At 44.7% G+C, this 12,299-nt stretch carries 20 protein-coding genes; 2 read left to right on the top strand and 18 right to left on the bottom strand.

What is annotated here, in order from left to right:
* Nucleotides 1-204 precede the first annotated feature (204 nt).
* The 5 genes from acpP to B0681_RS09320 form a co-directional block, all read right to left on the bottom strand.
* Nucleotides 205-441, bottom strand: a complete 237-nt coding sequence (gene acpP, locus B0681_RS09340; protein ID WP_078318466.1) for an acyl carrier protein — start codon at nt 439-441, stop codon at nt 205-207.
* 427 nt (nt 442-868) lie between these two features.
* The gene (gene fabG, locus B0681_RS09335; protein ID WP_078318465.1) at nt 869-1,597 is read right to left on the bottom strand and encodes a 3-oxoacyl-ACP reductase FabG; all 729 of its coding nucleotides are present in this window, start codon (nt 1,595-1,597) and stop codon (nt 869-871) included.
* Entirely contained in the window at nt 1,594-2,553 is a 960-nt protein-coding gene (gene fabD, locus B0681_RS09330) for an ACP S-malonyltransferase (RefSeq protein ID WP_078318464.1), read from the bottom strand. The genes fabG and fabD overlap by 4 nt, the downstream gene beginning before the upstream one ends.
* Before the next feature lie 217 nt (nt 2,554-2,770).
* A complete protein-coding gene (rpmF, locus tag B0681_RS09325) occupies nt 2,771-2,953 on the bottom strand; it encodes a 50S ribosomal protein L32 (protein ID WP_003656952.1) in 183 nt (60 codons plus the stop codon).
* Between the two features lie 241 nt (nt 2,954-3,194).
* A complete protein-coding gene (locus B0681_RS09320; protein WP_228143898.1) occupies nt 3,195-3,737 on the bottom strand; it encodes a YceD family protein in 543 nt (180 codons plus the stop codon).
* 119 nt (nt 3,738-3,856) lie between these two features.
* On the opposite strand from B0681_RS09320, the gene B0681_RS09315 reads away from it, so the two are divergent.
* Both B0681_RS09315 and B0681_RS09310 read left to right on the top strand, forming a co-directional pair.
* Nucleotides 3,857-4,603: an elongation factor P hydroxylase gene (locus tag B0681_RS09315; protein ID WP_078318463.1), complete on the top strand. Its 747-nt coding sequence runs from the start codon at nt 3,857-3,859 to the stop codon at nt 4,601-4,603.
* Nucleotides 4,604-4,609: 6 nt separating this feature from the next.
* On the top strand, nt 4,610-5,221 hold the full coding sequence (locus B0681_RS09310) for a Sua5/YciO/YrdC/YwlC family protein (RefSeq protein ID WP_078318462.1): 612 nt from the start codon (nt 4,610-4,612) through the stop codon (nt 5,219-5,221).
* A 60-nt stretch (nt 5,222-5,281) separates the two neighbouring features.
* Here the strand turns inward: B0681_RS09310 and rplQ are convergent, their stop codons facing one another.
* The 13 genes from rplQ to rpsH all read right to left on the bottom strand — a co-directional run bounded on the left by rplQ (nt 5,282) and on the right by rpsH (nt 12,294).
* Nucleotides 5,282-5,641, bottom strand: a complete 360-nt coding sequence (gene rplQ / locus B0681_RS09305; protein WP_078254892.1) for a 50S ribosomal protein L17 — start codon at nt 5,639-5,641, stop codon at nt 5,282-5,284.
* Between the two features lie 18 nt (nt 5,642-5,659).
* Nucleotides 5,660-6,664: a DNA-directed RNA polymerase subunit alpha gene (locus tag B0681_RS09300; protein WP_078318461.1), complete on the bottom strand. Its 1,005-nt coding sequence runs from the start codon at nt 6,662-6,664 to the stop codon at nt 5,660-5,662.
* Between the two features lie 24 nt (nt 6,665-6,688).
* Entirely contained in the window at nt 6,689-7,330 is a 642-nt protein-coding gene (rpsD, locus tag B0681_RS09295) for a 30S ribosomal protein S4 (protein ID WP_078318460.1), read from the bottom strand.
* 12 nt (nt 7,331-7,342) lie between these two features.
* Nucleotides 7,343-7,735, bottom strand: coding sequence for a 30S ribosomal protein S11 (gene rpsK, locus B0681_RS09290; protein ID WP_078318459.1), 393 nt, complete (start codon nt 7,733-7,735; stop codon nt 7,343-7,345).
* 20 nt (nt 7,736-7,755) lie between these two features.
* Nucleotides 7,756-8,112, bottom strand: coding sequence for a 30S ribosomal protein S13 (gene rpsM / locus B0681_RS09285; protein WP_078318458.1), 357 nt, complete (start codon nt 8,110-8,112; stop codon nt 7,756-7,758).
* 130 nt (nt 8,113-8,242) lie between these two features.
* Nucleotides 8,243-8,359, bottom strand: a complete 117-nt coding sequence (gene rpmJ / locus B0681_RS09280; RefSeq protein WP_049236838.1) for a 50S ribosomal protein L36 — start codon at nt 8,357-8,359, stop codon at nt 8,243-8,245.
* Between the two features lie 19 nt (nt 8,360-8,378).
* Entirely contained in the window at nt 8,379-9,710 is a 1,332-nt protein-coding gene (gene secY, locus B0681_RS09275; protein WP_078318457.1) for a preprotein translocase subunit SecY, read from the bottom strand.
* A 3-nt stretch (nt 9,711-9,713) separates the two neighbouring features.
* On the bottom strand, nt 9,714-10,154 hold the full coding sequence (gene rplO, locus B0681_RS09270) for a 50S ribosomal protein L15 (RefSeq protein WP_078318456.1): 441 nt from the start codon (nt 10,152-10,154) through the stop codon (nt 9,714-9,716).
* The gene (rpmD, locus tag B0681_RS09265; RefSeq protein ID WP_078318455.1) at nt 10,154-10,333 is read right to left on the bottom strand and encodes a 50S ribosomal protein L30; all 180 of its coding nucleotides are present in this window, start codon (nt 10,331-10,333) and stop codon (nt 10,154-10,156) included. Before rpmD ends, rplO begins: the two co-directional genes overlap by 1 nt.
* A 16-nt stretch (nt 10,334-10,349) precedes the next feature.
* Nucleotides 10,350-10,847, bottom strand: coding sequence for a 30S ribosomal protein S5 (gene rpsE, locus B0681_RS09260; protein ID WP_078318454.1), 498 nt, complete (start codon nt 10,845-10,847; stop codon nt 10,350-10,352).
* A gap of 2 nt (nt 10,848-10,849) precedes the next feature.
* Nucleotides 10,850-11,200 (bottom strand): 50S ribosomal protein L18, encoded by a 351-nt coding sequence (rplR, locus tag B0681_RS09255; RefSeq protein ID WP_078318453.1) that lies wholly within the window; start codon nt 11,198-11,200, stop codon nt 10,850-10,852.
* Between the two features lie 11 nt (nt 11,201-11,211).
* Nucleotides 11,212-11,745: a 50S ribosomal protein L6 gene (gene rplF / locus B0681_RS09250; RefSeq protein WP_078318452.1), complete on the bottom strand. Its 534-nt coding sequence runs from the start codon at nt 11,743-11,745 to the stop codon at nt 11,212-11,214.
* Nucleotides 11,746-11,895: 150 nt separating this feature from the next.
* Nucleotides 11,896-12,294, bottom strand: a complete 399-nt coding sequence (rpsH, locus tag B0681_RS09245) for a 30S ribosomal protein S8 (protein ID WP_078318451.1) — start codon at nt 12,292-12,294, stop codon at nt 11,896-11,898.
* Between the last annotated feature and the right edge of the window lie 5 nt (nt 12,295-12,299).

Here is a 12,299-nt window from a genome sequence, read left to right as displayed (position 1 = left end):
AATTATAATCCATAAAAATGATTGCCAATCTATTGACTGGTAAATCCATCTTAACGAAGAATTGCAACACAATTGCATACTGATGTTAGTAACTGTGTAACCTTGTGTATTATTATCGCTCACTGATGATATGGCTTGTAAATGATCCATCAGAAAAACAAAAAACCGCTCATTCGGTGAATAAGCGGTCTTTTAGTTAATCAATTAAGCAACTTTTGCAGATACATAATCGATGGCTTTTTGAACTGTAGTTAGTTCTGCAGAATCTTCATCAGGAATGGTGATGCCAAAACTGCTTTCGAATGCCATCACTAGCTCAACTAGGTCTAATGAGTCTGCACCTAGGTCGTCCATAAATGATGCGTCATTTTTGATTTCATCAACGCTTAGGCCTAGTTGCTCAGCTACTGCGTCTTTTACTTTAGCTTCGATATCGCTCATGGGAATTTCCTTTGAATAAAAGAGCCATCAGCACCACGCTGAAAATTGGCTCGTATGAAACTTAACTTGTATCATAAAACATTTGCCAAAAAAGTGCAAGCATTTATGAATACATATGTACACTTTTTTCAATGATAATGGCAAACGAGGTCTTTGTCAATGCTTTTATTTATTTGTATATAAAATGATTGGCTTTATACTAGGCAGGCGAACCAAAATGTACAATCGGTTGTAAAATCGTCACACTAATCAGGGCTAGTGCTAGGCAGACGAGCGATGGCGTATATTTAGTACATGAGCGCTCTACCGCCAAGTATAAAATGGGTTATCGAAGTGGCTGATGTTTAGTGCTAGGCAGGCAAAGCAGGTGTATGAGTGATACATCAAGTGAGCCTAACAACGCAATAAACACAGCCACAAAGATAACCTACATGTACATACCGCCATTGACCGCTAATACCGTCCCCGTGATATAGCTGGCATCATCACTGGCTAGGAATGACACCGCAGCGGCGATTTCTTCTGGCTGAGCCATACGACCCATTGGTACAGCATCAAGCATTGAGTTGAGCAGACGCTCATCCAGCTCTTCGGTCATGTCAGTTTCCACAAAGCCAGGTGCAACACAGTTTACTGTCACACCACGAGAACCGATTTCACGAGCCAATGCACGGCTAAACCCTTCAGCACCTGCTTTGGTGGCTGCATAGTTGGTTTGACCTGCATTACCCATTTGACCGACGACAGAGGTGATATTGATGATACGGCCATGACGAGCCTTCATCATGCCACGCACTGCACGACGGCTCATGCGATAAATAGAAGTCAGATTGGTATCGATGACACTTGCCCAGTCTTCATCTTTCATACGCATCAATAGACCATCTTTAGTGATGCCGGCGTTATTCACCAGTACATTGATACCGCCATAGACGCTGTCAATCTCTTCAAACAGCTTATCCACATCTTCATCACTGCATACATCGAGCACACGGCCGATACCGCCTGATTCGCTCAAGTATTCTGCGATGGCATCAGCACCTTTTTCGCTGGTGGCTGTACCGATGACAAAATGCCCTTCATCTGCGAAACGCTGTGCAATTGCCTTGCCGATACCACGGCTAGCACCTGTAACTAGAACGATTTTACGACTCATACAAGATTCTCCAATTTTTCTAAACGAGCCAATTTATCGGTTGGCAAAGCCGTGATTGGGGTAGCTTGACGCTTAGCAAGGTTTGATAAGACATTACCCGGGCCGCATTCAATGATCAGCTCAACCTCTTGGTCGGCAAGCTTTTGCATGGTTTTTGACCATTGTACTGGCATTGACAGTTGTTCGGTCAAAGCAAGCTTGATATCCGCGACATCCGTATGCACTTTGGCATGGCGATTTTGGATGACGGCGATTTTGGCAGTGTGAAACTGCGTTTTGCCCAATAGATCGGCCAAAGCTTCACTGGCAGGATTCATCAGTTCACAGTGTGACGGTACAGAGACCTTGAGCGGCACGGCTTTTTTACCAAGCGCTTCAACAGCTGACAACACACCAGCCACGCCAACAGCCGTACCTGCAACCACCACTTGACCTGGACTATTAAAATTGGCGGCATTCACCACACCAGCTGAGCCACTGACTTCCTCGCATAGGCTTGCCACTTGCTCATCCTCCAGACCCAGTACAGCTGCCATCTGCGTATCCATACCCTGAACTGCATCCGTCATCAGCTTGCCACGCTCATGGACAAGCTTGGCGGCATCACCCAGACTAAGCACACCAGATGCCACCAGCGCACTGTACTCGCCCAGCGAATGCCCCGCCAAATAAAGTGGCTTTAATGACTGCTTGGCAAGCATCGGCTCAATAATCTGCCAAATCGCCACACTCGATACAAGTAGTGCTGGCTGCGTATATTCCGTCTTATTGAGTCGGCTCTCATCCTGAGTCACTTCCCACAAATCAAAACCCAGTGCCGCACTTGCCTCATCAAACGCCTGACGCACGCTCTCAAAATTCTCAGCCAGCTCATTCATCATACCAACCGTCTGCGAGCCTTGACCAGGGAAAACCACCGCCAATCGTTTGGCAACCGTGGTGATGTCTTGTGTCATAATTCACCTATAAAAAAATATAGCCAAAAACACTTGGCTTCATCGGGATAATAAAAAAACTGTGCTAATTTTAACACAAAAAAATACATTTGTTTACCCAAATGTCAAGTTTGCTGCGATATTTGCAAATCTATGGCATCAGCTGATGGATATAAATAAAAAGCCAAGCCCATTGACTTGCAATGTCGGCTTGGCTTACTCATCACATGAGTGATGCTTAGCTATCTTGGCTAACCTTGAATAGCTGGCGACCACGGTAGAAACCGTCTTTGGTCGCGTGGTGGCGAAGGTGTTTTTCGCCAGTAGTAGAATCGATGCTTAGCTCAGCAATAGCGATATGGTCGTGTGAACGACGCATGTCACGGCGTGAGCGGCTCTTGCGGTTTTGTTGAACTGCCATGATAGCTCCTAATTAAGTCAGTGGGCAGTTTTGCCCATCAAGAAATAAACGGTTCGTGCGTCTTTGTCAATTTGTGTCAATGCGATTAAGCATCAATCGCCGTCCATCATAGACCTATGCACAATAAACGCTGTATTATACGCAAAAATCTTGCAAATTTCAAAGCCTAATCGCAAAAATTTACAAAACTTTTCATCAAAATTCTGCCTAACACGACATAAATTTTGCTAAGTGATTGATATTAAGATAATTTACCTTTTAATGCCGCCAAAGCAGCGAATGGATTTTCTTGTACTTCTTCTTCGATTTTATCACCAGCACTCTCCACCAGCATATCACAATCCTCGTGGCGTGGCGATAATGGCAATGCCAACATCAATTCATCTTCGAGCAAATCTTTGATGGGTAATAATCTACGAGCCGATTCACCAAGCTCATCAATCAGCACATATTCAGCACCATCGATTAAGCCGATTTCGCTCTCATCGTTTAATAATGCCAAACGATACTCGCCAGACAAATCAATGCTCAATGGCTCAAGGCAACGCTGACAGCCGACGCTAACACCGCCTGTCACTTGATACAAAAGCCACAATACGCCATCTTGCTTAGCCAAATCAACAAGTGCGTGCAAGCTGCCACCACCGACAGTCTGTTCGCTTAGCCGTGGCAACTCATCAATAGCAATGACCCCTTGCCAATGAAAGCCAATGTCCGCCCATTTTTCAAGCAAGATGTTATTGGGTAGGGTTTGATTATCTGGGTGTTTGTGTGTTTGTGTCATAATCATTAAAATCTTGAGGTAAGTTGGCATTATGGCATATTTTTAATGATTTCAAAAGAAAAATTTCTTAACCAAAATGCCCAAAGCGATTATAATAGTCATTTTAAGATTCGATCCTGATGATAGATTTTAACAGACTCTCGCCCGATATTGATAGCAACACCGCTGCCAGTGATGCCAAGCACGCCGAAGTCATTCAACAGCTGTGGCGTAAGTTTCATGAGCAAAGTGCGCCGATTGGCGATGGCCATCTATTATTTGCACAAATCAGCGATGATGCATGGCAAAGATATTATCAGACTTGGCAAGCCATCAAGGTAGATGTCGGTAATGATACTGTACTGACAAAGTGGCTGATTGAGTTGTTTGATGATTTATTTAATAATGATCAGCTTAATCAGATGCCGACACAGCTGGTACGAGGCGAAGGCGAACCTGAATATTTCCCAGCTGATACGCACGATGTCGCTCGCATCGAATTTGCGCATGGGTTTTTCCAAAGTGCCTTGCACGAGATTAGCCATTGGTGTGTAGCAGGCAAACACAGACGCACGATCAATGACTTTGGGTATTGGTACGAAGCCGATGGCAGAAACGAGCAAACTCAAGCGATGTTTGAGCAGGTAGAAATCACGCCCCAAGCCATTGAATGCCTGTTAAGTCTTGCACTTGACCGTTATTTTTATGTTTCACAGGATAATCTCAATGCCAATTTTGATACTTCCAAAAGCACCTTTGCCCAAGATGTCTATGCCAAGGCAGTGAGTTATTTGCAAGCACCCAATACCTTGCCCAGAGATGCGCGCAGGCTACTGTGGGTATTTTTGACGCTCAGCCACCCATCATTTTATCAACCCATCAAGTGAGGCAGCATGATCACCTATTACCTACATCCCGACAACCCACAAGAGCGCATCTTAAGCCAAATCATCACAGCTTTCACAAACGATGAACTCATCGTCTATCCCAGTCAGCACGGGTATCAGCTTGCCATGAGCCTTAGCGCCAAAGAGGCGCATCTGCAAGCGGTACGCATGGGCAATTACCAGACAGTACCGCACGCCGTGCTCATCTGCCAAGATTTAAGCCACATCGCCCAATATGCCGACATTGACAATTTTGCTCATCGTATTATGAAGTCAAAGCTTGGCACTGGCATTGATTTTGCTTTAGCGCCTACCAAGCTTACGCCCAAAAAATTCATTGATGACAAAAGCAAAACCATCACCGTACGACAAGCAGCCACAGCAATCGAACGAGCCTTAGTAGAAAAGCTTGGCGAGGCATTTGTCAGCTTACCAATCATCATTGATGATGAGCCGATCAGCTATAGCAGTAATTATGAAGTTGAAATGGCAGTAGAAAATCTGGTGGATGGCTATATAAATGGCGGAGAAATTATGCAAAGCGAACCGACACTGGTTGATCTCACCGATGGAAATATCACTGTGTTAAACCAAGGTGACGCACAAATTGACTTTTAAAATCATAAACAAAACAAAACCCTGATTAAATAATCAGGGTTTTTTGCATCAGAGCGTTGATTATGGACGATCAACAAGCTCTACATATGCCATAGGTGCATTGTCACCATCACGGAAACCGCACTTGATGATACGCAGGTAACCACCTGGACGAGTTTGGTAACGAGGACCAAGCTCAGCAAATAGTTTACCAACCATATCTTTGTTACGCATACGGCTGAATGCTAGACGACGATTTGCAACGCTGTCTTCTTTTGCCAAAGTGATTAGTGGCTCAGCTACGCGGCGAAGCTCTTTTGCTTTTGGCAAAGTGGTTTTGATTAGCTCATGCTCGAACAGTGAGTTAGTCATGTTCTGGAACATAGCCTTACGATGGCTGCTGGTGCGACCCAGCTTGACTCCGCTTTTACGATGTCGCATGGTCAAGTATCCTTAAAATTAGCGGCTACGATAAGAAAAACGATCATCGACACGCAAATCGGTTGGCGGCCAGTTATCCAGACGCATACCAAGCTCAAGATTCTTAGATGCCAATACATCTTTGATCTCGGTCAATGATTTCTTACCTAGATTTGGTGTCTTAAGCAGTTCAGTTTCTGAACGCTGTACCAAATCACCGATGTAATAAATGTTTTCAGCTTTCAAACAGTTAGCCGAACGAACCGTTAGCTCAAGATCATCCACTGGACGAAGTAGTACAGGGTCGATCTCTTCTTTTTCTTTGATAGGCTCAGGCGCTTCTTCTGCTTCTAGATCTACAAAGATAGCGATTTGCTGTTGTAGAATAGTCGCAGCTTTACGAATGGCTTCTTCTGGATCAATCGTGCCGTTGGTCTCAAGCTCGATAATTAGCTTATCAAGATCAGTGCGCTGTTCTACACGCGCATTTTCGACATCATAGGCCACTCGGATGATTGGGCTGAAACTTGCATCAAGCTTTAAGCGACCAATGATCTTAGAGTTGGCATCTTCACGACGCTGATTGGCAGGTTCATAGCCGCGGCCTGTTACCACACGAAGACGCATCTTCAAGTGGCCACGCTCACTTAATGTGCCTAGCACCAAATTTGGATTGGCGATTTCAACATTGTGTGGCAGTTCTAGGTCGGCAGCAGTGACAACACCAGCACCCTTTTTATCCAAAGTCAAATAAGCTTCATTTTGGTCATGCAAAATAATAGCCAAAGATTTTAGGTTTAGCAGAAGATCCAATACATCTTCTTGCAAGCCTTCGAGGGTAGAATACTCATGGTCCACACCCTCAATCTCAGCTTCAATCACTGCAGCGCCAGATAATGAAGAAAGTAGAATGCGGCGCAGAGCATTACCCAAGGTATGCCCAAAACCGCGTTCTAACGGCTCGAGCGTGACCTTTGCAGTCGTTTCATTAACCGTATCCACATTGATGGCGCTCGGTGTAAGAAACTCAGTTGCATTTGTCATAGTGTCACCTCGAATTAGTTCGGATTATTTAGAATATAGCTCAACAATCAAGTTTTCGTTGATTTCAGCTGGCAATTCGCTACGCTCTGGCGCAGATTTGAAAGTGCCTTGTAGTTTGCTGTGATCAACTTCCAACCATGCAGGAATACCGCGTTGGGTCGCAAGTTCAACTGCGTTTTTGATACGAAGTTGTTCTTTTGATTTTTCGTGAACAGCAATCACATCACCGTCTTGAACTTGGATTGATGGAATGTTTACACGAACAAACTCATCACGGCCAGCTTTTTTAAGCATGATCGCACGGTGGCTAACCAATTGACGCGCTTCTGCACGAGTAGCGCCAAAGCCCATACGATAAACCACATTGTCAAGACGACGCTCTAGAGTTACTAGTAGGTTTTCACCAGTTGCACCGCGCTGACGAGCAGCTTCTTTATAGTAGTTAGAGAACTGACGCTCTAGAACACCATACATGCGCTTAACTTTTTGTTTTTCGCGAAGCTGTGATGCGTATTCAGAAGTTTTGTTCTGGCTGTTGCCATGCTGACCAGGTACACGACCTGCTTTTTTTGTTTTCACATCAAAAGGTTTTACGCCTGATTTCAATTGAAGATCAGTGCCTTCACGACGTGATAGTTTTAGTTTTGGACCAATATAACGGGCCATAAGTCGATCTCCTTAAACGCGGCGCTTCTTAGGTGGGCGGCAGCCGTTGTGTGGAATTGGGGTGACATCGCTGATGCTGTTAATTTTATAACCCAATGTACCTAATGCACGAACCGCAGACTCACGACCTGGTCCTGGACCTTTTACCAAGACATCAACATTCTTCACACCATAAGTTTCTTGAGCAGCTTTACCAGCCACTTCAGCTGCAACCTGTGCAGCAAATGGTGTAGATTTGCGTGAACCGCGGAAGCCTTGTCCACCAGAAGTGGCCCAAGCCAATGCATTACCTTGACGATCAGTAATCGTTACAATGGTGTTATTAAAAGACGCATGAATGTGGGCGATACCTTCAGATACCGAACGACGAGCCACTTTTTTGCGGCTACGAGTGTCTTTTGCCATCTTTTAGCTTCCTAAGTTAGTTACTTTTTAATTGCTTTGCGTGGACCTTTACGGGTACGCGCGTTAGTTTTAGTGCGTTGACCATTAACTGGCAGACCACGACGGTGGCGAAGACCGCGATAGCAACCAAGATCGACCAAACGCTTGATGTTCATTGAAACTTCACGACGAAGGTCGCCTTCAACTGTGTAGTTTGCAACTTCTGCACGGACAGCATCAAGTTGTGAATCATCTAACGAACCAATTTTGGTGGTTTCAGCGATACCGACTTTAGCAAGGATTTGCTTAGCAGTAGTACGGCCAACACCAAAAATGTAAGTTAGCGAAATCACAGCATGTTTGTTGTCCGGAATGTTTACACCGGCAATACGAGCCATTGATTTCTCTCCATTAGCACAAATGCGTATGCATTTGCTAAGTGTTTTAACTGCTATCAAAAAATGATAGCATGGCAAGAAGCGGATAATACATTATCCGCTACCAAATATCAAGTATTAATTTGTAAAATTAACCTTGACGCTGCTTGTGGCGTGGTTCAGCACTGCAAATCACAAGAACTTTGCCTTTACGGCGAACGATTTTGCAGCTACCACAGATTTTTTTGACAGATGCTTGAACTTTCATGTCACGCTCCTACGATTCATCACGGTTGTGATGATTTGATTAATGTTTGATTATGATACTGATGGGTCGTCAGATGCGCTTGCAATTGAGCAATAAAGTCCATCAAGACAACAACCATAATCAATAAAGATGCACCGCCCAACGGAATTGGCACATTAAACCATGTTTGAATTACCATTGGCATTAAGCAAATGATGGTCATGTACATTGCACCAATAAAAGTCAGTCGGTTCAAAACAAAGTCCAAATATCGCTTGGTTTGCTGGCCTGGTCGAATACCAGGAATGTATGCGCCACTGCGTTTAAGATTTTCTGCGACTTCTTTTGGATTAAACATCAACGCTGTATAAAAATAACAGAAAAAGATGATCATCACACCAAAAAGCAGTAGATACAGAGGCTGTCCTGGTTGCAGTACCAAAGTAATGTTCTGAATAATTTGCTGAGTCAAAGTTGGATTTTCATTCACTGTCGTCCACTGACCCAAGCTTGCAGGCACCAATAGCAAAGAGCTGGCAAAAATCGCAGGAATCACACCAGCCATATTAATTTTTAATGGCAGGTGCGATTGTTGTTGCATATAGATCTTTCGACCTTGTTGCTGTTTTTGAGCGTAATTCACAGGCACTCGGCGCTGAGCTCGCTCAATAAAGACAATGGCTGCAGTCACAGCGATGCCTAAAACAGCAAATAACAACATAACAATCAGATTCATGTTTTGGCTGAAAGCTTGTGAAATCATCCCTGGGGCGCTAGCGATGATGCTGGCCAAAATCAACATAGAAATGCCATTACCAACGCCGCGTTCAGTGATTTGCTCACCCAGCCACATCAAAAACATCGAACCTGCAACCAGCGAGGTTACCGTAGGAATATAAAAACTTAATCCTGTCGTCAGTGTCAAACCGCCTGCAATCAGACCTGTTGACATACCCACTGCCTGCACAAAAGCCAAAGCCAACGTGCCTTGACGCGTGTATTTATTCAGAGTTCGGCGTCCAGACTCACCTTCTTTCTTTAATGCCTCAAGCGATGGGATGATTGCTGACATCATCTGCACGACAATCGATGCAGAAATGTATGGCATAATGCCCAGCGCCATGATTGACATTCGCTCCAATGAGCCACCAGAGAACATGTTAAACATGCCCAAAAAGGTATTGCTGTTGCTTTGGAAAAAGTTGGCTAGAGAAACTGGATTCATACCTGGTACAGGTATGTGAGAACCAAGTCGATAAACAATCAGCGCCCCCAGCAAAAACATCAAGCGAGTCCAAAGCTCATCATACTTACGAATGAAGGCAAATGGATTTAAAGGGATGCCAGATCGAGATGCTGACTGCTTAGACATAAATTACTCCTCGACGCTGCCACCAGCAGCTTCGATTGCTTGTTTTGCACCTTTAGTTACTTTTACGCCTTTAAAGGTCAATGCGCGAGTCACTTCACCTGATAGAATGATGCGCGCACGCTTCATATCACCGCGGATGATGTTCGCAGCTTTCAAGGTTTCTACAGAAACCACATCGCCTTCGATTTTGTTCAGTTCAGACAAGCGTACTTCAGCTGTCGTCATCGCAATCTTAGAGGTGAAACCAAATTTTGGCAGACGACGGTAAATTGGCATTTGACCGCCTTCAAAACCTGCAGGAATGCTTGAGCCAGAACGAGAAGTTTGACCTTTGATACCACGGCCACCAGTTTTACCGATGCCAGAGCCGATACCACGACCACGGCGTAGTGCTTTTTTCTTAGCACCAACTGCTGGTGATAATTCGTTAAGTTTAAGACCCATTACGCTTCCTCCACTTTAACCATGTAAATTACACGATTTACCATACCGCGAGTAGATGGGGTATCTTCCACTTCTACAGTATGACCGATGCGACGAAGTCCCAGGCCTTTAAGACAAGCTTTATGGCTTGCCAAGCGATGGGCGCTCGACTTAATTTGAGTAACTTTCATTTTTTTCATCGTAACTCACCTATGCTTAGCCCAAAATTTCTTCAACAGATTTACCGCGCTTAGCAGCAACTTGTTCTGGAGAAGTCATGTCACGAAGACCTTTAAAAGTCGCTTGTACAACGTTTGCAGCATTGGTAGAGCCGTAGCACTTTGCCAATACATTTTGTACACCAGCAACTTCAAGTACTGCACGCATCGCACCACCAGCAATAACACCGGTACCTTCTGATGCAGGTTGCATGTATACTTTAGATGCACCGTGACGCGCATTAATTGGGTGTTGAATGGTGGTACCATCCAAGTCCACCGTGATCATATTGCGCTTAGCAGCTTCTAGGGCTTTTTGGATTGCAGCTGGCACTTCACGTGCTTTGCCGCGGCCAAAGCCAACACGGCCATTACCATCACCCACAACAGTCAATGCTGTGAAAGAGAAAATGCGACCACCTTTAACAACTTTTGCTACACGGTCAACGGCAACCAATTTTTCTACCAAACCGTCAGTTTGTTCAACTTTTGCCATGATTAGAACTCCAATCCGTTTTCGCGAGCAGCGTCAGCTAGTGCTTTTACGCGGCCATGATATTTAAAACCACTGCGGTCAAATGCAACTTTAGTGATACCAGCAGCTTTTGCGCGTTCTGCGATAAGCGCACCAACAGCTTTGGCTGCTTCAACATTACCCGTTGCGCCAGAACGCAAAGTTGAATCCAAAGTAGAAGCTTGAGCGACAACCACGCCACCAGTTGGTGAGATGATTTGTGCATAGATGTGGCGCGGTGTACGAGTCACAGTCAAACGATTCACACCCAAGTGACGGATGTGTGCACGAGTTTTTTTGGCACGGCGTAGGCGTGCTGATTTTTTATCAAACATATTTACCTACCTTACTTTTTCTTAGCTTCTTTACGAAGAACCACTTCATCGCTATAGCGAACACCTTTGCCTTTATATGGCTCTGGTGGACGGAAGCTACGAATTTTAGCAGCTGCTTGGCCAAGTTTTTGTTTATCGCTTGATTTTAGTACGATTTCAGTTTGGCTTGGGCTTTCTGCTGTAACACCTTCAGGTAGGGTGTACTCGATTGGGTGAGAGAAACCAAGGCTTAGGTTTACTTTGTTACCTGCAACTTGTGCACGATAACCAACGCCGATCAGTTGTAGGCGACGCTCGAAGCCTTCGCTCACACCTTTAACCATATTGTTTAGTAGTGCACGGACTGTACCAGTGTGCATCCACGCTTCTTTGGTGTCAGCAACTGGAGATAGTGTTACAACACCATCTTCTTGTTTTAGCTCGACCAATTCATGCAGGCTCAAAGACAATGTACCGTTTTTGCCTTTGACTTCAACCTGCCGATCGTTCAAAGTAACGCTGGTACCCGCTGGTAGCGTTACTGGGGCTTTAGCCACACGAGACATAGGAATTTTCCTTCAATTTAAAATTACACCATCCAACACAGTGTTGGATGGCCACAAAAAACTAACAGGCATTAAAGCCTGCTAGTTTAACACATCTAAGCTAATGAGTAAAGCCTCGATGTAATTTTTTTGTAAGTATTGCGTAGCGCATTAAGCAACTAGTGCAATTACCTCACCACCGATACCTGCAGCACGAGCAGCACGGTCGCTCATGATGCCTTTACTGGTAGAGATGATGGCAACACCAAGGCCTTTTTTGACGCTTGGTAGCTCATCTTTACCACGGTATTGACGAAGACCAGGACGGCTATAGCGTTTCAATTGCTCGATAACGCCTTTGCTTTGATAGTACTTCAATTCGATGGTCAATACTTTTTTGCCGTTCTCAGCTTCAGCAACTTCAGCTGAAGTAAGATAACCCTCAGCAACCAACAAATCAGCGATTGATTTGCGTAGCTTGGATGCCGGCATTTGTACAGATGGTTTGTTTCTTGATTGTGCGTTGCGAATGCGAGTTAGCATGTCGGCAACTGGATCTTGCATACTCATAGCGT

Origin of the sequence: Moraxella porci DSM 25326 (assembly GCF_002014855.1) — a bacterium.
GTDB lineage: Bacteria > Pseudomonadota > Gammaproteobacteria > Pseudomonadales > Moraxellaceae > Moraxella > Moraxella porci.
The sequence above is the reverse complement of the archived record's forward strand: the minus strand, read 5'-3'. Positions and strand labels throughout refer to the sequence as shown.

Coding starts and splice junctions, on each gene's coding strand:
- acpP (WP_078318466.1), bottom strand. CDS start 441: ATGAGCGATATCGAAGCTAAAGTAAAAGACGCAGTAGCTGAGCAACTA.
- fabG (WP_078318465.1), bottom strand. CDS start 1,597: ATGAGTCGTAAAATCGTTCTAGTTACAGGTGCTAGCCGTGGTATCGGC.
- fabD (WP_078318464.1), bottom strand. CDS start 2,553: ATGACACAAGACATCACCACGGTTGCCAAACGATTGGCGGTGGTTTTC.
- rpmF (WP_003656952.1), bottom strand. CDS start 2,953: ATGGCAGTTCAACAAAACCGCAAGAGCCGCTCACGCCGTGACATGCGT.
- B0681_RS09320 (WP_228143898.1), bottom strand. CDS start 3,737: ATGACACAAACACACAAACACCCAGATAATCAAACCCTACCCAATAAC.
- B0681_RS09315 (WP_078318463.1), top strand. CDS start 3,857: ATGATAGATTTTAACAGACTCTCGCCCGATATTGATAGCAACACCGCT.
- B0681_RS09310 (WP_078318462.1), top strand. CDS start 4,610: ATGATCACCTATTACCTACATCCCGACAACCCACAAGAGCGCATCTTA.
- rplQ (WP_078254892.1), bottom strand. CDS start 5,641: ATGCGACATCGTAAAAGCGGAGTCAAGCTGGGTCGCACCAGCAGCCAT.
- B0681_RS09300 (WP_078318461.1), bottom strand. CDS start 6,664: ATGACAAATGCAACTGAGTTTCTTACACCGAGCGCCATCAATGTGGAT.
- rpsD (WP_078318460.1), bottom strand. CDS start 7,330: ATGGCCCGTTATATTGGTCCAAAACTAAAACTATCACGTCGTGAAGGC.
- rpsK (WP_078318459.1), bottom strand. CDS start 7,735: ATGGCAAAAGACACTCGTAGCCGCAAAAAAGTGGCTCGTCGTTCGGTA.
- rpsM (WP_078318458.1), bottom strand. CDS start 8,112: ATGGCTCGTATTGCCGGTGTAAACATTCCGGACAACAAACATGCTGTG.
- rpmJ (WP_049236838.1), bottom strand. CDS start 8,359: ATGAAAGTTCAAGCATCTGTCAAAAAAATCTGTGGTAGCTGCAAAATC.
- secY (WP_078318457.1), bottom strand. CDS start 9,710: ATGTCTAAGCAGTCAGCATCTCGATCTGGCATCCCTTTAAATCCATTT.
- rplO (WP_078318456.1), bottom strand. CDS start 10,154: ATGGGTCTTAAACTTAACGAATTATCACCAGCAGTTGGTGCTAAGAAA.
- rpmD (WP_078318455.1), bottom strand. CDS start 10,333: ATGAAAAAAATGAAAGTTACTCAAATTAAGTCGAGCGCCCATCGCTTG.
- rpsE (WP_078318454.1), bottom strand. CDS start 10,847: ATGGCAAAAGTTGAACAAACTGACGGTTTGGTAGAAAAATTGGTTGCC.
- rplR (WP_078318453.1), bottom strand. CDS start 11,200: ATGTTTGATAAAAAATCAGCACGCCTACGCCGTGCCAAAAAAACTCGT.
- rplF (WP_078318452.1), bottom strand. CDS start 11,745: ATGTCTCGTGTGGCTAAAGCCCCAGTAACGCTACCAGCGGGTACCAGC.
- rpsH (WP_078318451.1), bottom strand. CDS start 12,294: ATGAGTATGCAAGATCCAGTTGCCGACATGCTAACTCGCATTCGCAAC.